The sequence below is a fragment of the Thiomonas sp. X19 genome (genome assembly GCF_900089495.1).
Classification (GTDB): Bacteria; Pseudomonadota; Gammaproteobacteria; order Burkholderiales; family Burkholderiaceae_C; genus Thiomonas_A.
Genome location: NZ_LT605203.1, coordinates 2,167,098 through 2,187,533 on the forward strand (window position 1 = coordinate 2,167,098; position 20,436 = coordinate 2,187,533).

19 protein-coding genes and 1 pseudogene are annotated in these 20,436 nt (G+C 60.8%); 15 read left to right on the plus strand and 5 right to left on the minus strand.

Annotation, left to right across the window (positions count from 1 at the left end; all coding sequences use genetic code 11):
* Window positions 1-159: 159 nt before the first annotated feature.
* Window positions 160-618: pseudogene (locus tag THIX_RS10290) on the plus strand (ATP-binding protein); the annotation flags it as partial.
* Here THIX_RS10290 and THIX_RS10295 read toward each other — a convergent pair.
* The 5 genes from THIX_RS10295 to petA all read right to left on the minus strand — a co-directional run bounded on the left by THIX_RS10295 (window position 561) and on the right by petA (window position 7,869).
* A complete protein-coding gene (locus THIX_RS10295) occupies window positions 561-2,372 on the minus strand; it encodes a TnsD family Tn7-like transposition protein (protein WP_112486170.1) in 1,812 nt (603 codons plus the stop codon). The pseudogene THIX_RS10290 and the gene THIX_RS10295 sit on opposite strands and share 58 nt — an antisense overlap.
* An 11-nt stretch (window positions 2,373-2,383) precedes the next feature.
* On the minus strand, window positions 2,384-4,009 hold the full coding sequence (locus THIX_RS10300) for an ATP-binding protein (RefSeq protein ID WP_199195268.1): 1,626 nt from the start codon (window positions 4,007-4,009) through the stop codon (window positions 2,384-2,386).
* Window positions 3,993-6,167 carry a Mu transposase C-terminal domain-containing protein gene (locus THIX_RS10305; protein ID WP_112486172.1) on the minus strand — a complete coding sequence of 725 codons (2,175 nt, stop codon included), beginning with the start codon at window positions 6,165-6,167 and terminating at the stop codon, window positions 3,993-3,995. Before THIX_RS10305 ends, THIX_RS10300 begins: the two co-directional genes overlap by 17 nt.
* The gene (locus THIX_RS10310; RefSeq protein ID WP_112486173.1) at window positions 6,167-7,015 is read right to left on the minus strand and encodes a TnsA endonuclease N-terminal domain-containing protein; all 849 of its coding nucleotides are present in this window, start codon (window positions 7,013-7,015) and stop codon (window positions 6,167-6,169) included. Before THIX_RS10310 ends, THIX_RS10305 begins: the two co-directional genes overlap by 1 nt.
* Window positions 7,016-7,284: 269 nt before the next feature.
* A complete protein-coding gene (petA, locus tag THIX_RS10315; protein WP_031406920.1) occupies window positions 7,285-7,869 on the minus strand; it encodes a ubiquinol-cytochrome c reductase iron-sulfur subunit in 585 nt (194 codons plus the stop codon).
* Between the two features lie 381 nt (window positions 7,870-8,250).
* Here petA and THIX_RS10320 point away from each other — a divergent pair, with 381 nt between their 5' ends.
* From THIX_RS10320 to THIX_RS10390, 14 genes are all read left to right on the plus strand, one after another.
* The gene (locus tag THIX_RS10320) at window positions 8,251-8,790 is read left to right on the plus strand and encodes an arsenate reductase (azurin) small subunit (RefSeq protein ID WP_112486174.1); all 540 of its coding nucleotides are present in this window, start codon (window positions 8,251-8,253) and stop codon (window positions 8,788-8,790) included.
* 27 nt (window positions 8,791-8,817) lie between these two features.
* Window positions 8,818-11,343, plus strand: coding sequence for an arsenate reductase (azurin) large subunit (locus tag THIX_RS10325; protein WP_112486175.1), 2,526 nt, complete (start codon window positions 8,818-8,820; stop codon window positions 11,341-11,343).
* Window positions 11,344-11,493: 150 nt separating this feature from the next.
* The gene (locus tag THIX_RS10330; RefSeq protein ID WP_112486176.1) at window positions 11,494-11,805 is read left to right on the plus strand and encodes a c-type cytochrome; all 312 of its coding nucleotides are present in this window, start codon (window positions 11,494-11,496) and stop codon (window positions 11,803-11,805) included.
* A gap of 108 nt (window positions 11,806-11,913) precedes the next feature.
* Complete coding sequence (locus THIX_RS10335) at window positions 11,914-12,282, plus strand: metalloregulator ArsR/SmtB family transcription factor (protein ID WP_233224507.1); 369 nt, start codon at window positions 11,914-11,916, stop codon at window positions 12,280-12,282.
* A 37-nt stretch (window positions 12,283-12,319) separates the two neighbouring features.
* Window positions 12,320-13,525, plus strand: a complete 1,206-nt coding sequence (locus THIX_RS24185) for a nitroreductase family protein (protein WP_233224508.1) — start codon at window positions 12,320-12,322, stop codon at window positions 13,523-13,525.
* A gap of 28 nt (window positions 13,526-13,553) precedes the next feature.
* On the plus strand, window positions 13,554-13,850 hold the full coding sequence (locus tag THIX_RS10350) for a hypothetical protein (RefSeq protein ID WP_051849131.1): 297 nt from the start codon (window positions 13,554-13,556) through the stop codon (window positions 13,848-13,850).
* Window positions 13,847-14,188 carry a helix-turn-helix transcriptional regulator gene (locus tag THIX_RS10355; protein WP_031406935.1) on the plus strand — a complete coding sequence of 114 codons (342 nt, stop codon included), beginning with the start codon at window positions 13,847-13,849 and terminating at the stop codon, window positions 14,186-14,188. Before THIX_RS10350 ends, THIX_RS10355 begins: the two co-directional genes overlap by 4 nt.
* A gap of 41 nt (window positions 14,189-14,229) precedes the next feature.
* Window positions 14,230-15,366, plus strand: a complete 1,137-nt coding sequence (gene moaA / locus THIX_RS10360) for a GTP 3',8-cyclase MoaA (protein WP_112486178.1) — start codon at window positions 14,230-14,232, stop codon at window positions 15,364-15,366.
* 4 nt (window positions 15,367-15,370) lie between these two features.
* Window positions 15,371-16,666, plus strand: a complete 1,296-nt coding sequence (glp, locus tag THIX_RS10365) for a gephyrin-like molybdotransferase Glp (RefSeq protein ID WP_031406939.1) — start codon at window positions 15,371-15,373, stop codon at window positions 16,664-16,666.
* 136 nt (window positions 16,667-16,802) lie between these two features.
* The gene (locus tag THIX_RS10370; RefSeq protein ID WP_199195269.1) at window positions 16,803-17,297 is read left to right on the plus strand and encodes an Rrf2 family transcriptional regulator; all 495 of its coding nucleotides are present in this window, start codon (window positions 16,803-16,805) and stop codon (window positions 17,295-17,297) included.
* Window positions 17,297-18,190, plus strand: coding sequence for a Crp/Fnr family transcriptional regulator (locus tag THIX_RS10375; protein WP_158540850.1), 894 nt, complete (start codon window positions 17,297-17,299; stop codon window positions 18,188-18,190). The genes THIX_RS10370 and THIX_RS10375 overlap by 1 nt, the downstream gene beginning before the upstream one ends.
* A gap of 22 nt (window positions 18,191-18,212) precedes the next feature.
* Window positions 18,213-18,470 carry a molybdopterin converting factor subunit 1 gene (gene moaD / locus THIX_RS10380; RefSeq protein ID WP_031406945.1) on the plus strand — a complete coding sequence of 86 codons (258 nt, stop codon included), beginning with the start codon at window positions 18,213-18,215 and terminating at the stop codon, window positions 18,468-18,470.
* Window positions 18,471-18,474: 4 nt separating this feature from the next.
* Window positions 18,475-19,026, plus strand: coding sequence for a molybdenum cofactor biosynthesis protein MoaE (locus tag THIX_RS10385; protein ID WP_112486181.1), 552 nt, complete (start codon window positions 18,475-18,477; stop codon window positions 19,024-19,026).
* Between the two features lie 475 nt (window positions 19,027-19,501).
* A complete protein-coding gene (locus THIX_RS10390; protein ID WP_112486182.1) occupies window positions 19,502-20,302 on the plus strand; it encodes an MBL fold metallo-hydrolase in 801 nt (266 codons plus the stop codon).
* Window positions 20,303-20,436 lie beyond the last annotated feature (134 nt).

A 20,436-nucleotide genomic window follows, 5' to 3' on the forward strand; every position in this document is an offset into this window, starting at 1 on the left:
ACTGCGGTAGATGCGCCCTCGTGCCGTCGGGCTGACGGACAATCAGGAAGTCTTCGGTTCCATGCCTGACTCGGCCGAGCACCTCAACTTCATGACCCGTCCGGGGATGGAACGGATAGTTGATGCGAGCCAGCTCGACGAGCTGTTCGCGGGCAGTATGTGACTGCTTCGCCCGGCACCGGCAAGAGCCATGTGGCCAAGGCCGTCGCCTACCAGGCCACGCTGCAAGGCTTTGATGTGCGCTACGTCGAGGCCGACACCGAGTTCGCCCGCTTCGCGCTGGCCAGCCCGCCTGAGCAGGCGGCGCTGCTGCGCGCCTACGTCGAACCCGACCTGCTTGTCCTCGACGACCTGTTCCTGGCCCGCCGCATCGGCGACGCCGCCGCCGAACTGCTGCAGACCGTCGTGCACCAGCGCTACAAGCATCGCCGCTCCATCGTCGTGACCTCCAACCGCGTCGTGCAGGACTGGGGCAAATACCTCGGCGACGCCACCATGGCCACCACCATCCTCGACCGACTCATGCACCGCGCCGCCATGCTGGAGTTCGAGGGCAAGAGCTACAGGCTCAAAGAGGCCGCCGCTCGCATCGCCCTCAGCACCCCGACCGACGCATAATCCATCCATCCGTCCTGCCAGGAGCAGTTTGGGTGGCCATAGGTGGAGCAGTTTGACCTGGCCTTCAGGGAGCGTAGACCGGCTTTTCGCATGATTTGCCACGCTTTGACGGGAGCACCACACAACTCCAATTCGGCGATGGCCCAGTGAATGCGGCGAAGCTGGAATTGCTCTACGGTTTCCACGGCTTGATCCAAGAACTCCATCGTCAACGGCAAGTGATGCCGACGCTTGAGTAGCCAGTCGCGCCGGTTGGCCCGACGTTCGAGTTCGGCAACAGTGATGCGCACAGGCGGACTCTCTTTACCAACAATGTCGACCCATGCATTGAGCTCCGTAACCCAATCACGATCAATCTCCGGCCACACACGACGAGTCCGGCTTGCCACGTTGCGAGTCACCGGCACTGCTGGGCTGGCTTGAGCTAAAGATGCTGCGGAGTCGGCAACTGATTCCGACGATACCAACACCTTTCCAATGCGTGGCAACGGCTTCCATGGGATTGCAATGCCCAACTCACCCGCCAAACGCACCACAGTTTTCGGATCGAGTTGTAGAAATCGACCGACCTCGCGCAGCCCTTTCCCAGCGATCACGAGTTGACGCAATGCAGGTTCCAGAAGTGGCCCGTATTGGAGAAAACGTGGTGCCCCAAGTGCGCCTGTCTTCGATTGAAGGCAGCGGGTGTAGACATAGCCACAACCACAGGAGAACACACCAACCCTGTTACCGTGGTTCCAATGCTGGGTGAAACTTTTGATCGGTGCCGATGAGCGGTGGTTTGCCAATGGGTTGATACAGGGCCACGGTCCGGCACCGAATGCAGAATCGAGCCGCTCCCTTTGTGCCAGGAAATCCTGAACCAGAATGTGATGTAAAGGATGATGGGCTTTGCGATGTTTGCGCACCATTGATGCCAGCCAATCGCCTGCGAAAGCGCCGTCGTCCATCACTGCGGGCAGCAGATCCAAAGCGCCGCCAAAGAAATTGCGGAAATCCCTGTCAAAGCGATGCTGGTTCATCGTCACATCCGACTTGGACAACCCGATTTCAAGCATGTGACTGCGATAAAATCCGGTCCACTGCCACAAGGTGCGCCCGTCTGGTGGGCTACACAATAAATCGGCGCTTCTCCGAGCTACACGTTGCAGGTGCGCCAAACTTACAGGCTCCATCAAGGGGGCGACTGATCGAGCATGTGATGGGCAGTTATCTGGTGTTGCCGCAACGAACTCGTGTCGGCTAACTTTCGCTAGGCGGACTGTGCTTCCTTGTAGAGGGCACCCGTGTTCTGGGCAGACGAGGACGCCGGGTAGTTGGTGATCACGGCGCCACCAAAGCTCTCCATAAAGCGCCTTCATCTCCCATGCGCATGTCGGACAGAAGCGCAGTTGCTGGACCCGCCCAATACGAAAGGCAGATAGTCCGAGGCGAACATGTAGTCCATCAATGGCACCTTGCCCCATTGCTCGGCGAACTTTCTCTTGCAGTGCGGGCGGTTCGAATGCCGTGAGGTAGGGATAGAGCGTGAGCGTGTCGATGACGCGATCCACGTTCAACGCCCGATCTGGTGGAATTCGATCGGCCAACGCCTGAAGATGCCCTGGCAAGTCAAAAGTGGCGATGACTTTTCGGTTGCCAAACAACGCATCTAGGGTATGCATTGGACTTGGCGCACCGACATGACGGTGGTAGCGAGCAAGCACGCTGTACAGGAGTTCACCAGGATAGACCGTCGGAAAATACGTGAGCATCTACGCCACCGTCACGCCGCAAGATCAAGCAATGGCGGTTTCACAAAACCAGCGGCCAGCAGCGCTTCATAGCCGGACTGACCGGCCTGCTTGCCAAGCGTCACGATGTGACGCAAGTCCTGTGCGGGCGTTGCCGAGGCCTTTGGTGGCTTGCGCGCCTGGGGCTTGCGCACCTGCACCAGGCGCTTCGCCAACCGCTCCGTGATCGCTGCCATCAGCAAAAGCGGATCGGCTGATGGATTCAGGCCGCTCGCTTCATTGATCAACACGTCCACCACATCGTCGGCGACGCCGAGTGATCTCAGGGCCGCACGAGTCGTGTCAATGCCGTCATCTTGCATTAGTACGCTCGCGGGCTCTACGACAGCAGGCGATAGCACCACGTCAGGCAACTGTGTCTTGAGCGCCGAAGCCAACACTTGATCCACATGAGCGTGCAGGGGCAGTAAGTCGTCGTATTTCAGTAATGCTTTTTTGTCATTCGAGCGAAGCGCATCCAGCATCGGTCGAACCACCTGGAAGTCTTCTCGGGCGACCTTGCGAAGTAATTCGACAGTCAATCTTTCTGGCCCGCGCCGAACCTCACCAATGCCGATCACACGCAACTGCGCCAGCATGAAAAGCTTGACGACGATGTCCATGATGCCCTGGCTCTCGTCATAGAGAGCCTCACGGATCTCAGGGTTTATCTCCGTCGGCTCACATGTCCATTGATACTGCCAGAGCTGGTCAATGAAGTAGTCCCAAGCCTTGCCCTTGGGCATGCGATCCCAGACCAGTGAGCCCAGTCCACTGGCACGCCGGGCCTGACGGAAGTTCTCCTGTAACAGCGGGATCGCACTGAGCGTGCCAATCAAGATCACCGGAACGCCGATGGTGTTTACGAGCGTGACAAGAAAATTCAGCAATGCATCGGGACCGATCTTGGTCTTGTTCAGATGTTGAATTTCGTCGATGACCAGCACGCCCAAGGCGTGGAGGTTGGCGACGTGCGCCATATGCACCATCATCTCGTCCACGCTGGCACGACGGCTGCCGTACCAGTTGAAGTAGTTGGTACCAACTAATCGATCGACCGCCGAGAAGAAGTTGATACAGAGCTGCTTGGGAGACCCCTGGTGTGGGCAGTCCAGTTTCAGCCATGTGATTTGCACCAGACTAAAGGGGGCTGTGTGCTGGAAGCATTGCGGGTACTGGTGCAGGACTTTCTCGATAGCCTTGGACTTGCCGATGCCGGAGCAGCCGACCAGCGCGAAGCTGGTGGCAGTGTTCTCCACCGGCTGACGAGTCGGGATGGTCAGTGACTTCGCCTCGATCCGCTCGGCACCGCTTTGCAAATGCCGGATGTAGTCGTGGGTGAGTGGGTTGCGACCAACATAGCCTTGGCGTAGCAGCATGCCGAAGCGATCGGCCAACTGGATCTGGCGTTCCAATGGCTCGAAGTACCGCCCCAACCGCATGATGCAGTGCTTGCGCAGACTGGCTGCGTAGCCTCTCTCCTGCGCATGAAATTCTGGCCTGGCCGCGAGGGCGTCAAGCAACTCCCGCTGCGACCCCAATGGCGGCAGACGTGCGATAAAGGGATTGCCTTCGTACTCGGGCAACGAAGATGTCGGCGTTTCAGGGCTTGTCATCATGGCGTTGAGTGCTACCCAGAATTTCGGTGATGTCCGGCTCGCTGTAATCATCAGGCACAGCGTTTGGAAACTGAATGATGTCAGCACTCTTGCTGGCGTTCTGACTCGATGGTTCAGCCTGAAAGCGGAAAGTCTCGGCGCTTCGATTGACCAACTTCTCAACGGCGCGGTTGGCGCGGATGTTCTTGGTGCGTTTGGCCGCACTCTCGGTGCTGGGTTCACCCTTCAACTTCACGGCATCGGACACGATCCCTTCGATGCTGGCAGCCAAGTCGGCCGCGGCCAGTTGCTGGCGTGGTTGTCGTTTCGCCGAAATCTGCTTCTCTGCCTCTTGCAGTTGCCCGAGTTCCCATACTGATATTTGTTGATGTGCCCGGCTGCGCTCGGTTAGTTGGCAGACTTGGAATTGCATCGGCACCTCGGGATCGTGCAGGTAGATTTCATCGAGGTTGCGTGGATCGCAGGAGATTTTCACCTTCCAGTTGCCACGCTGTCGCGCCTTGTCGAACCACCGTTCCTCCAGAGCTTTCTGGCATGTGTAGAAGATGCCTCGCAGGCGGATGCCGTTGAGCGTGACTGTGGCCTCTTCGACCGGCAGCAGGCTGAAACGAACCAGCTCCTCCGGATATTGGCGTAGGCTGCCACTACGGTTCGCAATGCCCCAGTTCCATAGATCAATGGGCACCGCTGCAATGTTGTCGGCTGCGAGGTCACGATCCTTGTCGTATCTCTTCAGTTCATGGTGATTGTTGTAGTACAAAACACACGCGATCACGATCCGGGTGAACTGATCCAGATCAAGTACGGCATCAAGCCGATAGTCTTTGCCACCACGGGCGCGGTAATCCACATCGATATAGCCAGGCACATACGGCTTGAACTTGGCAGGGATCAGGCGAAATCGTTGCTCAACAATGCCTTTCCAGTCCGCACGGTATGCCGCAGCACTTTCAACCGTGACATTGAAGTTGTTGATTAACGTCTCGATCATGCGGCCTTCGATTTCACCCCGGTCACCCAGCAGCGTGGCTGGCAGGTGGTGGCAGGGCCAGGTCTCCGAATCAATCTCGTGGCCGCTTCGCTTGCAGAAGGACTGCTTGTCGCAGGCCGTATTGGCCAGGGCCATCATGGCTCCAACCCATGACGGGCCCTCAAGACCGACATAGATGCCGACAATCATTCGACTGAATACATCGATCACGACGTAGAGCACTGGACGGCCAATGATCTTGCTTCTGTCGATGCGCGAAACCAGATACACGTCGGCGATTGTCGCGTCGATCTGATAACGCGCACCCGGACCCCAGACCTCCGCTGTCGATGTGCCAATGAGCCCGCGTAGGTTCTTGTCATAGATTCGTGGTCGCAACCGCTCACGCTTGATGTCCAGTCGGTCGTGATCCTGCTCCAGCCAGTAATTGAACTGGCCAAAGCTTGGGAAACCGCTGGCCGAGGCGGCGCCATTTGGGGCATGGGTAACGCGGCCAGTGCCAGGATCAATCGTGCGCTCGCAGAAGAAATCCTTGATCATCTGGTCGTACGCACCACGCAGCGTGAACTTGGTCTGTGTGGTGTAGTAGCGTGCCACGGCGACGCGGAAGATCTTGCGGATGCCATCGTCGACATTGAGACTCGGTAACTCACCGAGCTTGCGGGGACGGCCGCGCTTGATGTCCGAGCTGCTGGCTGAACGCGCCTTTCCCTTGCCACCTGAGTTTGCGTAGTCGGGAAGCAATGCATTTGGCGTCTGACCGCGCTGCCAATAGCGCCGTAGATAAAGGTAGATGGTGGCTCGCGTTGCCAGTCCGGCGGCGACGCACCCGGCGACTTTTTGTGCTCGGTGCCCGGGGTAATAGATCTCGGGCTCGTCACAAATCAAATCGGCAACGATTTGCCACGCACGGTCTCGCTTGATTTTGCGCTGCTCAGGCAGGGATGCTTCCTCCACAATGGCCAGATAGGGGTCAGCAGTCAGCAACCTTGAACAACCTGCTTGCAAATCGGATTGCAGGGCCTGCAACTGCACCAGTTCCGGCGTGGCATCGTGCGCTTTGGTGTCGATCACGAACCCGACAGGCTGTGTCGGATGTAACCACAACAAACGTATCGTGCGAGCATGCGGCTCGCCGTATTCGAGCAGATCATTTCGCAACAGCATCAGGCACTCTTCCTGGTTTGTTGCGCCGCAGTATTTGGAACTACGACTTCAAGCGAATCCACTTGCATTTGCATGTCGAACTTGGCATTGAGATCGATGGTGATTCGTTTGTTGGCAGCAAGATGCCGTAAGACGGTCAGCGCTTCGCCGATGGCGAAGCCTTGCGTGCTTTCCAGAAGCCGGAAGAATTGCTTGATGGACATGCCGGTCGCCTGAGGCAAACAGGCCAAGAAGTTCCCGCATCGCTCATCCCAGTAGCTGGGTTGCGGTGCCGTCATCAGTTGCAATGACTGCATCTCATGCAACCAACGAAGATTCTTGATACGTTGGGCAGGCAGATCGAGATCGGTCACCAAGCCCCAGTCGACCCCTTTGATTTGCCAATAGCGGCGTTCGATTTCTTGCTTCTCAAGCGTACGGTCCTCATCGAGCTCAGACGCTGGTTTGACGGACCGAGCGACGAGCGCACTCGTGTTACCTGCCCCCAGGTTAATCATGAAGTCGGTTGTCATCACGATGTCGGTGCGACTTTGTGTATCGATTGGGTGCCGAACTCCCATGTCGGCAGCAATGCGTCGTGTCTCGTCCCGATCCAGTGGAAACTGCTCACGAATGTCGGTGACCGCATCTGACCAGTCAAGCAACAGGAACAACGCTGTCTCCATATCCGACAGCAGATGATGTTCGCGACCCGTCTTGCGGCTGTGAATCCGAGAAGATCGACCCCGTGAAGACACATCTTGGACGTTGAGCCAAGGTCGGTAATCCTTTCCACGCCCTTGCCCACGCCCTTCCTTCAGGAATCGAGCGATTTTGTCCTCATCGAAACCGTACCTGCGCTTGGCCACCTGGAAGTCCTGTTAGAAGCAATTTGACAAATTAAGCCCGGCTGGGCTTCATGCTTGCGTCGCTGGCGCCTCCAGAAGATCGACCATCCCAAAATCTGGCGGACAAATCCGGGACTCGAACCAAGAGAAGGTGAGCCTGGGACAGCAAGTTGAGGCGAGGCGATTGCGCTGATCTCCGGTCAATTGGCTACCGATGCCCAAGAAAAGGGGCGCCCTCGATGATGGCTTGATCACCCGCGTGCTTGATCATCCGCAGCACCGGCACGGTCCTACGAACCATGCGGCGGAACGCCAAGGATGATTTCAGTGGGCCGCACAAAATGATAATCAGGAATAGCCATATTGCCTGGTGCTGGCATATTCTTGAAAACTCTGGCTGCCAGATCATAAGTCGAGCCATGACACGGGCACAGAAAACCCCCAACCCAATCTGATGGCAAGCCTGGCTGTGGTCCCGGATTGAGTCGATCTGTGGGCGAACATCCAAGGTGTGTACAGATATCGGTCCAGATGAAATATTCTGGTTTGGTGGAGCGCCACTGGTTGCGCGCCCATTCTGGCGTCGGGTATTGCGTGCTCTGGGAAAGAGGGTCGACGACCCTGGACTGTGTGACATTCAAGGAAGCCAGCATCGCAGGCGTGCGATGAAGGATTCCGATCGGCTGGCCGCGCCACAAAACTGTTTTGCGCTGCCCGGGCTCTAGGCCGGTGAAATCGACTTTGATCGGGCCACCTTCTGCCCGAGCCGCTGCCGAAGGGTCCATCGATTCGATGAACGGGACTGCCGTGGCCGCACAGCCGATGCAGCCGGTCGCGCCCGTGGCGAGCAGCCAGAAGCGTCGTTGTGGATCCATGTTGATGTCGCTTTCCCTGTTTGCGATGAGTTCGATAGGCGCTCACGTGAAAGCCACGCGACCTACCACCAACATGGATCGGGAAAGCTCCGCTCGGTTCCAGCGATTAGGGTATTGCCGAATATCATTGACTCGAATCGAGGAAACGAACAGGTCGTTCTTTGCGCGAGATTTTGACGTTCGAATGTTACGTTATCGTAACGCGACAAAATCCAACGTTACGATAACGTAACGTAAATGGAGTACTCGGCGGTCCGTGATAAACTTGCCACTGATGGGATGCGTGTTTTCACTATATCTATGGCTCTTGTTCGGATGTAAAAAGCGACTCTTCAACTGTTAGCGAGCTTTAACGAGCTTTAACTCACCCGAGGAGGCATCATGACTGAAAAAGTATCACGCCGGATTTTCCTGAAAGTTGCCGGCACGAGCGTAGCAGGGGTCGGAGCGGCCGTCAGCCCGGTCGGCTCCGCCGTGGCGGCGGGGAATAACCAAGCCGCTATCCAGGCCGCCGCCGGCGCCGCAGTACTGCCGTATCCCAAGATCTCCGTCGGCAAGGCCCAAAGCATGCAGGCCAACACACCCGTGTCGTTCAGCTATCCGGATGGCGACTCGCCTTGCGTGGCCATCAAGATGGGGCAGCGTGTCGCAGGCGGCGTTGGCCCCGACGGTGACATCGTGGCGTACAGCAACCTTTGCACCCACATGGGCTGCCCCTTGATGTACGACCCGGCCACGCAGCGTTTCAAGTGCCCCTGTCACTACAGCATGTTCGATCCCGAGAAGTCGGGTCAGATGATCTGCGGCCAGGCGACCGAAGATCTGCCGCAAATCCAACTCGAGTACGACCCGGCCTCCGACAGTGTTCGCGCCGTGGCCGTCACCGGCCTGATCTACGGCCGCCAGGCCAACGTGCTGTAAGCCCATCACCGTCAGGAGACGAACACCATGTCGCAATTCAAGGATCGTGTCGCGCTGCCGCCGGCAGATGCGCAAAAAACCAATTTGACCTGCCATTTCTGCATCGTGGGCTGTGGCTACCACGCCTACACCTGGGATGCTGACCGCGAGGGCGGACGTGCGCCCAACCAGAACGCGCTGGGGCTCGATTTTCGCAAGCAACTTCCACCCTTCGCCACCATCATGACCCCGGCGATGACCAATGTGCTGACCGACAAGAATGGCAAGCGTAAAGCCGTCATGATCGTGCCGGACAAGGCCTGCGTCGTCAACCAGGGGCTGAGCTCAACCCGGGGGGGCAAAATGGCTTCCTACTTCTACAACGCCGATGGCCTCACCAAAGAGCGTCTGCTTCATCCCCGTGTCTACTATGGTGACCAGTGGATGGACACTTCCTGGGACTACGCCTCCCAAGTTTATGGTGGCATGGTCAAAAAAATTCTGGACGAAGATGGTCCGGATGAGATCGCTGTGGCCATGTTTGACCATGGGGGCGCCGGCGGAGGTTTCGAGAACACGTGGGGCACCGGCAAGCTGATCTTCACCGGTATCCAGACCCCGACGGTGCGCATCCACAACCGTCCGGCGTACAACTCCGAATGCTTCGGCAACCGTGACATGGGCATTTTCGAGTTGAATAACAGCTACGAGGATGCCGAATTGGCTGACGTCATCTGGTCCATCGGCAACAATCCTTATGAAAACCAGACGAATTACTTCCTCGTGCACTGGCTGCCCAATCTGCAGGGCGGCACCGTGGACAAGAAGAAGAAAATGTTCCCCGGCGAACCGGTCGGTCCTGGCAAATTCATCTTCGTCGATCCGCGCCGCAATCCGTCGATTTCGATTTGTGAGGATCTGGCCAAGGATCAGGTTCTGCACTTGGCGATCAATCCCGGGAGCGATGGCGCCCTGTTCAATGGCTTGTTGACCTACATCGTCGATCAAGGCTGGATCAACAAGGACTTCATTGCCAACCACACGGAAGGTTTCGAGGCGGCTGTCAAGGCCAACGCCATGTCGTTGGACGAGTGCAGTCGCATCACCGGCGTTTCGGTGGCGCAGATCAAGCAGGCTGCGGAGTGGAGCTACAAACCCAAGGCTCCGGGTAAGCAGCCACGCACCATGCATGCCTTCGAGAAAGGCATCATCTGGGGCAACAACAACTACGTCACCGAACAAGCCATTGGTGCCGTTGTCGTGGCCACGCACAATGTGGGCAGCCGACGTGGGACAGGCTGGGTGCGCATGGGCGGTCACCAGGAAGGTTACACACGGCCCCCATATCCGGAACCCAAGTCCCGCTATCCGGCCGCCGACTTTCCCATTCCGCGCCATGACAAGTTGATCGAGGTTGATACCTACCTCATCAATGGCAAGGGCAAGATGATGACGTTCTGGGCGTGCAACACCTTCCAGACCACCAACAATGCCCAGGCTCTGCGCGAAGCCGTCATTCGCCGCAGTCAGATCGTCAAACAGGCCATGGGCCAGGCACGTGGCGCCACGCCCAAGGAGATGGTGGACGTGATCTACAAGGCAACGCAAAAGGGCGGGTTGTTTGTTGGAATGATGGATATCTATCCCACCATGATTGCCGAGGCGGCCCATGTGATGTTTCCGGGCGCTCTGCCGGGAGAAATGAACCACACCTCGATGAACGGTGAGCGCCGCCTGCGCATGTCCGAGAAGTTCATCGATCCCCCAGGCGAAGCCTTGCCCGACTGTCTGACCGCAGCGCGAATCGCCAACACCATTCGCGTGATGTACGAGGCCGAAGGCAATGCCAAGATGGCCAAGCGCTTCGAAGGTTTCGAGTGGACAACCCCGGAAGATGCCTTCAACGATGGATTCCGCCAGGTCGGTCGACCGGGCGCACCCAAAATCGACAGTGAAGGTTACGCCACGGGCTACATGGCCACGTACGCACTGCTGCGCAAAGCTGGCAACAACGGCGTGCAGATGCCGATCAAGCAGGTTGATGGAGACAAGCTGCTGGGTTCGCCGACGCTTTATCCCGACGACAAGTTCGACACGCCCAATGGCAAGATCCAGGTCTTTCCAGCGAAGTGGGATGGTTGGCTCAAACAGGCAGCCGAGGTCAAGGCCAAGTACAAATTCTGGATCAACAACGGCCGGTTCAACGAAGTCTGGCAGTCTTGGTACAACAACCAATACGACCCCTTCATCATGGACCGTTACCCGATGGCGGTGATCCAGATGAATCCTGCGGATATGGCGACCCTCGGCGTCAAGCCGACCGATGTGGTTGAAATCTACAACGACTACGGCACCACGATGGCAATGGCCTACCCGGAGCCGACCATCAAGCTCAACCAGTCCTTCGTCGTTTTCGGCGCGCCCAAAGGGGTCGTGGGTTCCGTGGTGACCACCGCAACGGATGTGCATTTCCTCGAGTACCACAAGGGAACCTGGGCCGACATTCGTCGGGTCGGCCCGATGCCCGACTGGAAACGTACGGTCTCGACCAAGAGCCGCATGTACGGGGTTTGAATCGCCCCCATTCTCCCAGGCCGAGATGGCCTGGGGGAACCGCTGTCCTCCTCCTCGGGCGGCAGTTCCTTGGGCTCCTACCCTGGAGCCCATTTTTTGAATGCGGGAGTCAGTGCATTCCATGTCAAGCCATCAAAACTGAGGAACACGATGAACAAACTTCTTTTGTGCACATCCCTGGCCTTGTTCGCAGCCCAAGCCTGGGCCGCCCCTGACATGTTGGCTTTGGCCAAGCAGAAGAACTGCCTGGGCTGCCATGCGCTGGACGCCAAGATCGTTGGCCCCGCCTACAAGGCCGTGGCCGAGAAATACGCTGGCAAGCCCGGTGCCGAGCAAATGCTGGTCAATGCCGTGTTGCATGGCCATGTCGGCACCTGGGGTCAGGTGCCGATGCCGGCCAACACCGATGTCACCCCGGCGCAGGCCAAGCAGTTGGTCGAGTGGATTTTGAGTCTGAAGTAAGCCCGTAGGCCAGAAGGCGGAGCAGCCGAGGCCTCATTGAAAGAGGCATCGGCTGGCGTAACCGCCCACAATCTCTCAGGGAGTTCCCGTCTTTCCACACCGCCAAGCATGCGCTACCAACTTCCTTTTGCCCGCGACATGGGCAGCAACACGGGTTTGCGCGGACAAATCTTGCGCAGGCCTCTCGGCACGCGGGAGGATGACGTCACTGCGGTCTTCGAGGCCGCTGCCGAATTGTTCGCCGCCCTGTCATCCCCGATGCGATTGAGCATCGTTTGCCACCTGCGCGAGCAGGACATGAACGTGCAGCAGATTGCCAACCGGATCGGCAGCAGCCAGCCCAACACGTCCCTGCATTTGCGCCAACTGCACCAGATCGGCATTGTGGATCGGTCGAGGAGCGGTCAGTCGGTGACGTACCGCATCCGCAACACCTTCGTGGCCGATCTGTGCAAGATCGTTTGCCCAGGCCATTGAGGGCGCGTGCAACAGCACTTGATCAGACCTCACCGCCATGCATACCCCACCAGCCTCGCGCTCCAAACCCACACCCACGCACGAACTGCCGTTCGGGGCGACCCTGCGCAAGCTGCTCCTGATCATCCCGGCGAGCTTCGCGCTGCCCGTGATCGTCCTGCTTCTGATCGCTTCCTACCTGTCCAACACAGTGGGACCAAACCCGGATTCGTCGCCGATGTCCACCCGCGCCATCGCTCGGCGCATTGCACCAGTGGCACAACTCGTGGTCGCATCCGGCCCTCGAATGGCCGAAAAGTGGAACGCCGCCTCGCTCTCCGCGGCAGCGCCGACACCGAACGCCCAGGCCAAGACACCGGCCACCGCCCACGCGCCTGTGGGCGGCACCAGCGCTTCGGCCATGCTGACCCTGGCCCGGCGGAAGAACTGCCTGACCTGTCATGCCGCCGATCACAAGGTCGTCGGCCCCGCGTACGAGGCCGTGGCCGAGAAATACGCGGGCAAACCCGGTGCCGAGCAGATGCTGGTCAATGCGGTGCTGCACGGCCACGTCGGCACCTGGGGCCAGGTGCCGATGCCGGCCGAACCGGGTACCAACTCGATCGAGCTGCCCTCGGCATATTTTGACTTTCCTATGTCCAACGCCATGACTCTCGCGGAACCGATCGACTACGCCGAACTCATTTGCGAGCTCGTGCGCAAACGCCAGCAGACCTCACCCAAGCGGCTGGGCGAACCCGGCCCAGATGCCGGGCAGGTTCGCGAACTCTTCACCGCCGCTGCACAGGCGCCCGACCACGGTTTGATCCTGCCCTGGCGCTTCGTGCATGTCTCGGACGCCGGGCGCCAGCGGCTCGGCGAGGCGTTCGTGCAAGCCCTGCTCGAACGCGACCCCGACGCCACCGCGCAGCAACGCTCCGAGGCACGGGCCAAGGCTGCGCGCGCGCCCTTCCTGGCGCTGGCCATCGCCCGCCCGCACGACGATGCCAGCCCCGAGATCCCGCCGCGCGAGCGCCTGGTCTCGCTCGGCTGTGCACTGCAAAACATGCTGCTGCTGGCGCACGCCCAGGGCTTCGGCGCCGGGCTGGTCAGCGGGCAGGCGATGGAGTCGAGAGCCTTGCGCGACTTGTTCAGGCTTGCCGACAACGAACAAGCGGTTTGCTTCATCGCTGTCGGCACGGTGGCCAAAGCCAAGACCAGCCGGGTGCGCCCGTCGCCTGTCGATTTCGTCGAGACGTTGTGAAACTTTCAGTCGACGCACGGAGATTTCGATGCAGACATCACCCCGAAAAACCACCCACCAAGTCGTGTATTTCGCCCAGAGTTTTCACCGCGGTGAGCCCGACCAGCGCAGCATGGTGCTGGCCATCGGCTCCCAAGGCTATGTCGAAACCGCAGCGCGCGCGCACCGTGATTTGCATCCCGAGGACGGCGTTGCCGTCTATCGGGCACTCATGGACGAGCCCACACCGATGAGCTATCGCCTTGTGGACTACTTCAGTTCCGAGCTCGGCGAAGCCTGGCATGAGGGTTTCGCCCCGCACTACCAGCATGGATTGCTCGAGTGACGCACGCCCCGCAGATTTTTGCCAACACCCTCGCGACGACCGACCAGGCCCAAGAAGGTGACGCACTGGAGGCGGTGTTCCAGGAGGCCGCCGAACTCTTCGCAGCCCTCGCTTGCCCGACGCGGTTGCAGATCGTCTGCCAGTTGCGCCACGGCGACCAGACCGTGCATGGACTGGTTGACTGCATTGACAGTTCCCAACCCAATATCTCGGGCCATCTGCGCCTGCTCAGACAGGCCGGCATCGTGCGCCGCGAGCGTAGCGGGCGACAGGTCACGTACCGCCTGAGCAGCACACTGGCCGACGCCTTGTGCGCAGCAGTCTGCATCGTCAACTGAGATGCCGCACGCGCTGCATCCATCCCGCCCTCAGCCCCTGTATGTCCGAGCGAACCATTCCCATCGTCGATCACCGCTACGCCTCCAGCGTGCCGACCGTTCCCGCGCACTCCCTCGCGCCCGGTGCCCTGCTGGCCGACAAGCTGGGCCGGCCGCTGCACGATCTGCGCATCTCCATCACCGATCGCTGCAATTTCCGCTGCACCTATTGCATGCCCAAAGAGGTGTTCGACGCGCATTACGAATTCCTGCGCCACGCCGATCTGCTGCGCTTCGAGGAAATCGAGCGCCTGGCGCGCGTGTTCGTCGGCTTGGGCGTGCGCAAGCTGCGCATCACCGGCGGTGAGCCGCTGCTGCGCAAGGGCGTGGAGGACCTGGTGGCCATGCTCGCCGCCATCCGCACGCCGGACGGCGAGCCGGTGGAACTGACCATGACCACCAACGCCTCCATCCTCGCGCGCAAGGCCGAAGCACTGGCGCGGGCCGGTTTGCACCGCGTGACCGTGAGCCTGGACGCCATTGACGACGCCGTCTTCCGCCGCATGAACGATATGGACTTTCCGGTGCAAACCGTGCTGGAAGGCATCGCCGCGGCGCAGGCCGCCGGACTGCATCCGGTGAAGGTGAACATGGTGGTGCAGCGCGGTGTGAACGACGACCAGATTCTGCCCATGATCGAGCATTTCCGCGGCAGCGGCGTCGTGCTGCGCTTCATCGAATTCATGGACGTGGGCAACACCAACGGCTGGCGCATGGATCAGGTGCTGCCCTCGGCCGAGTTGCTGGCGCGCATTGCCCAGCGCCACCCGCTGCACGCGCTCGACCCCACCGTGCTGGGCGCAACCGCCGAGCGCTGGCTGCTGGACGACGGCAGCCTTGAAATTGGCGCCATCTCCAGCGTCACCCAGGCCTTTTGCCACGACTGCAACCGCGCCCGCTTGTCGATGGAAGGCAAGCTCTACCTTTGCCTCTTCGCCAGCCACGGCCACGACCTGCGCGCCCTGCTGCGCGGCGACCCGCAACAAGGCATACAACAGGCGAGCGACGCCGACTTGCAGGCCGCCCTCGCCCAGGTCTGGAGCCGGCGTGACGACCGCTATTCCGAGTTGCGCGGGTTTGATAGCGCAGGCTTGCTGCAGGCCGTGCGCAAGCCCGAGATGTTTGCCATCGGAGGGTGAGCGCATGTCCGCAAGCCTGACGTTTCCTGATCTCGCCGCCGTCGTCTGTTGCGTCGGCAGCTACGACCCCGACGCCCTGCGCGTCGATCAGGTGCAGGACATCATCGCCTGTTTTGTACGCTCCGTGCGCACCGCCGAGCGCGTCGATATTCGCGCCGCGCTCGGGCGCGTGCTCGCCGCAGACGTCATCGCTCCGTTCGACGTGCCCTCGCACGACAACGCCGGCATGGACGGCTACGCGCTGCGCGGCGCCGATCTGGCGGCCGGCGGCGCGGCGGCGCCCACAGTTGTCGGCAAAGGTTTGGCCGGCCATGCCTACACCGGCGCCGTGCCGAGCGGCGCCTGCGTGCGCATCATGACCGGCGCCGTCATGCCCGAAGGCTGCGACACCGTCGTGCCGCAGGAATTCGTGCGCTTGGAAGGCGACGTCGTGCACATCCCTGCAGGCGTGCTCAAGCCAGGCGACAACGCCCGCCAGCGTGGTGAAGACCTGCGCGCCGGTCAACCCGCACTGGCTGTGGGCAAGCTGCTGCGCCCGGCCGATATCGGGCTGGTTGCATCGCTCGGCTTACCTGAAGTAATGGTGTGGCGCAAGCTGCGCGTGGCCTTCATGTCCACTGGGGATGAACTGCGCAGCCTGGGCGAGCCACCCGCGCAAGGCAGCGTGTACGACAGCAATCGCTACACCCTCTGGGCCATGCTCACGCGCCTGGGCTGCGACGTGCTCGACCTCGGCGTGGTGCGCGACGATCCCGCGCTGCTCGAAGCCGCGCTGCGCCAGGTTTGCGAAAACGCCGACGCCGTCATCACCTCCGGCGGTGTGTCGGTAGGCGAAGCCGACCATTTGCGCGCCGTCATGGCCAAACTCGGCGACGTAGCCTTCTGGCGCATCGCGATGCGCCCGGGACGTCCAATGGCTTTCGGCCGCATCGCCAGCGGGGTGCACACAGCGGTGCTGTTCGGCCTGCCGGGCAACCCGGTGGCGGTCATGGTGACCTTTTACGCCTTCGTGCGCGAGGCGCTGCTGCGCATGATGGGCGCTAGCCCCAAGCCGCAGCCACTGCTGCCGGTGCGCGCACTGCACGCGATCCGCAAGCGCCCGGGCCGCACCGAATACCAACGCGCCGTGCTCGAGGCCCAAGCGGACGGCGGCTGGGGAGCACGCACCACTGGCGATCAGGGCTCTGGCATCCTACGCTCGATGAGCGCGGCACACGGCCTGCTGGTGCTGCCCCACGACCAGGGTGGCATCGACGCCGGGAAGATGGTCGATTTCCTGCCGTTCGAAGGGCTGGTGTGATGCGAATCTTGCAAACGCGTCGCGGCCAGCGTCTCGTGGAATCGGTGTCCGTTTGGCTGTGGGCGAGACAAGAGGGTTTCCCGCGGACAAGATCGCGCGTCGAGCGTGTCCTGGGGCAAACATGCGGAGGCGACGGATGAAACCGACCCACCAGGAACAGCTTGCACTCGAGGTGATGTTGGCTCTGGCCAGGGCGCGCAGTGGGTCCACCAGCGTGCGGGATCTCGGAGCGGCGCTGCAGATGGCCCCGTCCACCCTGAAAACCTTGTTCGAGCGCTTGATGGACGCAGGACTGCTGCGCTGCAAGTCCGCCCCTGATGATTGTTATGGGCTGGCACGCGCGCCACGTTGGATCACCGCGGCGGATATCGTCCTGGCGAGCCAACAAGGGCCTGGTGGGGCCGCCCATGGCCGGCTGATCGGAGCGCGGAACCGGGCCAGCCTGGAGGCCACCGCCTTGCGGGCACTCGAGACGGCCTTGAATCGCTGCAGCCTGGAGTTTTTACAAGCGATCACGCTGCAGGATCTTGCTCGGGGTGCGCCATGTTGCGGGAAGACGCGTTCCCATGCGCTGCAGGCTGTGCCAAGGCATCGCCGCTTTGTCGCAAGCCAACCCGGAGCGCGAACGTGATGAGCCGACAGCACGAGAGTGAGGGCGTACGCAAGGGTTGCGCCCAATGCCACCAATGCGCGATACGCGCACAGTGCATCTTCAAGCATTGGCCCCTGGAGGAGCTGAACGCTGTTGCCGAGAATATTGACGACGTGCAATACGGCCCACGGCAAGTGCTCTACGAGCCTGGGAAGCGCGGCGACCATGTTTACGTGATCCGCACCGATCTCGTCACGCTGGCTTGCATCGAACCCGACGGCCAGCGCCGGATCTCCCGGGTCGCCAAACGCGGGGACGTGATCGGACTGGAGAGTCTGGTCACCCAGCCCTTTCTGCATCGGGCTTCGTCCGTCAAAACCGTGCGGGTCTGCCGCATCCCCATCACACGGCTCCAGGACAAGGACGCAGGGCGGTGCGATGGGGGTCTGGACATGATGGAGCGTTGGCATCGCGCCCTGCAGCAGGCGGACGACTGGTCCTGCCTCTACGGGGGGCAGCGCCCCGTTGCGCCCCGGATGGCGCAATTGATCTTGGCGCTGACGGATCCGCCGTGGAGCGAGACGCTGTTGCTGCCCAAGCTGGACGATCTGGCTGCCCTGCTCGGCGTGGCGATGGAGTCGGCCAGCAGAGCCTTGTCTCAACTCAGGCAGCGCGGTTGGCTTGTGCGGCTGGGGCACGGCCGCTACGCCATCGAACGCGATGCGCTGGATGCCTATGTGCAGGTCCGAAAGCCGCTTTCGGCCCGGCAGCGCCGCGCGGGTATTGCGTCTGGCGCCAAGAGGCCGCAAGCTGAAGCGGGCTCTACTCCGGCCACGCAGGCATCATCCCTGCCCACCGTTCCTCACCGCCGGTCCGGCGGTCAATTTGTCGGCATGGATCATGCACCCGTGCAGAACCGGCATCTGCCTTGATTTCCTTATCCTGGAGGTTCCCATGAACATCACGGTTCGATACTTTGCCCATGTGCGCGAGTGCCTCGGCACGGGCCGGGAAGACCATGAACTGCCGGAGCAGATTCGCACCCTGGGTGAGATGCGCGCCTGGCTGATGACACGCAGTGAGCGCCACGCAGAGGCGCTGGATTCCGCGCGGCCCTTGCGCATGGCCTGCAACCAGACGATGGGGGATACTCAGACCGAGCTGCAGGCCGGATGCGAAGTGGCATTTTTCCCGCCGGTCACCGGGGGGTGAGGCCGTGAACACCCTTCGCATCCAGTCTGAAGTCTTCGATGCCGGCGCTGAGCTGCGCGCATTGCGCGAGACCCGACGCGACATCGGCGCGGTGGTCTGCTTCGAGGGCGTGTGCCGCGACAGTCATCCGGAACAGGGTGCAGCGTCGGCCGACGTGCAGGCGATGGAACTCGAGCACTATCCGGGAATGACCGAGCAATCCATCGCGGCGATGGTGGCCGAGGCGCAAAGCCGCTGGTCCTTGCTCGGCGTCACCGTGATCCATCGCGTCGGCCGTTTGTTGCCTGGGAACCCGATCGTCCTCGTGCTGGTGGCCAGCGTGCATCGCGCTGCGGCATTTTGCGCCGGGGAATTCTTGATGGACTATGTCAAAACGCAAGCCCCGTTCTGGAAAAAGGAAACCACAACGCTGGGCCCGGCTTGGGTCGATGCCCGCGAAAGCGATGACACGGCACTGCAACGCTGGGGGATCGACGCGCGGAATGCATCGACAGGTCACCGTGCCAATGCGCAAAATATCGAGCAGGGCGCAGCGCCTGGATCACGACATGAGTGACGCAAATGGCCCTCGATCTTGTCCTGAAGCGTCGTGAAAGATGTTTGACCGGTTTCCGATGCGATCGGCCCTGAGCATTCTTCGACTCGATCCGTCTCGCCAAGCTACGGGATCGACCCGATTGTCGATTGGGCCGAGAAACCAGCCGAGCGATGATGGCCCGGCAGCTTGGAACGTCGAAACACCGGGGGGCGTGTGATGTGCAGGAAGAAGCGCAGCGATATCGACGAAACATTGGATCGCGCTCTTCGGCGCAGCACTTGGTCGCCCGACCACCCGGAAGCCGTTGATCCCGACCATTCGGGAGGGCGTCACCGGTGGGCCCGATGGGCGCATGGCCTGATGCGCTGGCTCCGTACCCGGCATGCTTCCAGCGGCCGTGTTGCAAGCCGAAAATGAAATGCACCCATTCGCCCGCCTTGCCATTCCAATGATGAAGGACGCGCAGCCTCCCGTTCTCCACTCGCGGTGATCCATGTCCATCGAACTCTACAAAGATCCGAACCACGCCTGCGTGATGTTCACCGACCTCGTGCCCGAAGAGGCCGAGGCGGTGCAGGCCAACCAGTTCCTGATCGTCGACCATGGTGAGGGCGTCATTCTCGACCCCGGCGGCAACATGACGTACAACGAGCTGAGCCTGGCCATGCGCAAGACCATCGCGCCGCACAAGCTCGACTACATCCTGGCCTCGCACGCCGACCCCGACATCATCGCCTCGCTGGACCGCTGGATGACCTCGACCCAGGCCAAGCTGGTCATCTCCAGGCTGTGGGCGCGCTTCGCGCCGCATTTCTGCAAGCTCGGCAAGACGGACGACCGCGTCATCGCCGTTCCCGACGAGGGCGGAAGGCTGCGCTTCGGTCGTACCGAACTCTGGCTGCTGCCAGCGCATTTCATGCATGCCGAAGGCAATTTCCAGTTCTACGATCCGGTGAGCAAGATCCTGTTCTCGGGCGACCTGGGCGTATCGCTCGTCAGCGGGGAGCAAGCTTCGCACTTCCTGGAAAGTCTGAACCCCATGCCGCCGGGCATGGAAGCCTTCCACCGCCGCTATATGGTGAGCAACAAGATTCTGAAGCTGTGGGTGCGTATGGTGCGCGAACTCGACATCGGCATGATCGTGCCGCAGCACGGCGCGCCGATGAAGGGAGCCGCGATCGTCCAGTTGCTGGACTGGCTGGACGAACTGGCTTGCGGCATCGACCTGATGAGTGCCGCTCACTACCAGATTCCTAAACTGGAATTGAGCCCCTTGATTCGTCTGGGTTCATAGGCAAAATCAGAGAGCGAAGACGTCGAACTTGGGTGCACACATTCCTCGACGCGTTGGCCTATCACGGGAGGTCATTGCACCATCGACCTCGCTAACAGCCCCTCTGAGCCATTTCATCGTCGCGGGATCTGCAG

Bases quoted from the DNA above. Each gene is read 5' to 3' on its own strand.
- moaD (WP_031406945.1), top strand. From the start codon at position 18,213: ATGAACATCACGGTTCGATACTTTGCCCATGTGCGCGAGTGCCTCGGC.
- THIX_RS10375 (WP_158540850.1), top strand. From the start codon at position 17,297: ATGAGCCGACAGCACGAGAGTGAGGGCGTACGCAAGGGTTGCGCCCAA.
- THIX_RS10325 (WP_112486175.1), top strand. From the start codon at position 8,818: ATGTCGCAATTCAAGGATCGTGTCGCGCTGCCGCCGGCAGATGCGCAA.
- THIX_RS10335 (WP_233224507.1), top strand. From the start codon at position 11,914: ATGCGCTACCAACTTCCTTTTGCCCGCGACATGGGCAGCAACACGGGT.
- petA (WP_031406920.1), bottom strand. From the start codon at position 7,869: ATGGATCCACAACGACGCTTCTGGCTGCTCGCCACGGGCGCGACCGGC.
- THIX_RS10390 (WP_112486182.1), top strand. From the start codon at position 19,502: ATGTCCATCGAACTCTACAAAGATCCGAACCACGCCTGCGTGATGTTC.
- THIX_RS10295 (WP_112486170.1), bottom strand. From the start codon at position 2,372: ATGCTCACGTATTTTCCGACGGTCTATCCTGGTGAACTCCTGTACAGC.
- THIX_RS10350 (WP_051849131.1), top strand. From the start codon at position 13,554: ATGCAGACATCACCCCGAAAAACCACCCACCAAGTCGTGTATTTCGCC.
- THIX_RS10320 (WP_112486174.1), top strand. From the start codon at position 8,251: ATGACTGAAAAAGTATCACGCCGGATTTTCCTGAAAGTTGCCGGCACG.
- THIX_RS10370 (WP_199195269.1), top strand. From the start codon at position 16,803: ATGAAACCGACCCACCAGGAACAGCTTGCACTCGAGGTGATGTTGGCT.
- glp (WP_031406939.1), top strand. From the start codon at position 15,371: ATGTCCGCAAGCCTGACGTTTCCTGATCTCGCCGCCGTCGTCTGTTGC.
- THIX_RS10305 (WP_112486172.1), bottom strand. From the start codon at position 6,167: ATGCTGTTGCGAAATGATCTGCTCGAATACGGCGAGCCGCATGCTCGC.
- THIX_RS24185 (WP_233224508.1), top strand. From the start codon at position 12,320: ATGCATACCCCACCAGCCTCGCGCTCCAAACCCACACCCACGCACGAA.
- THIX_RS10330 (WP_112486176.1), top strand. From the start codon at position 11,494: ATGAACAAACTTCTTTTGTGCACATCCCTGGCCTTGTTCGCAGCCCAA.
- THIX_RS10300 (WP_199195268.1), bottom strand. From the start codon at position 4,009: ATGATGACAAGCCCTGAAACGCCGACATCTTCGTTGCCCGAGTACGAA.
- moaA (WP_112486178.1), top strand. From the start codon at position 14,230: ATGTCCGAGCGAACCATTCCCATCGTCGATCACCGCTACGCCTCCAGC.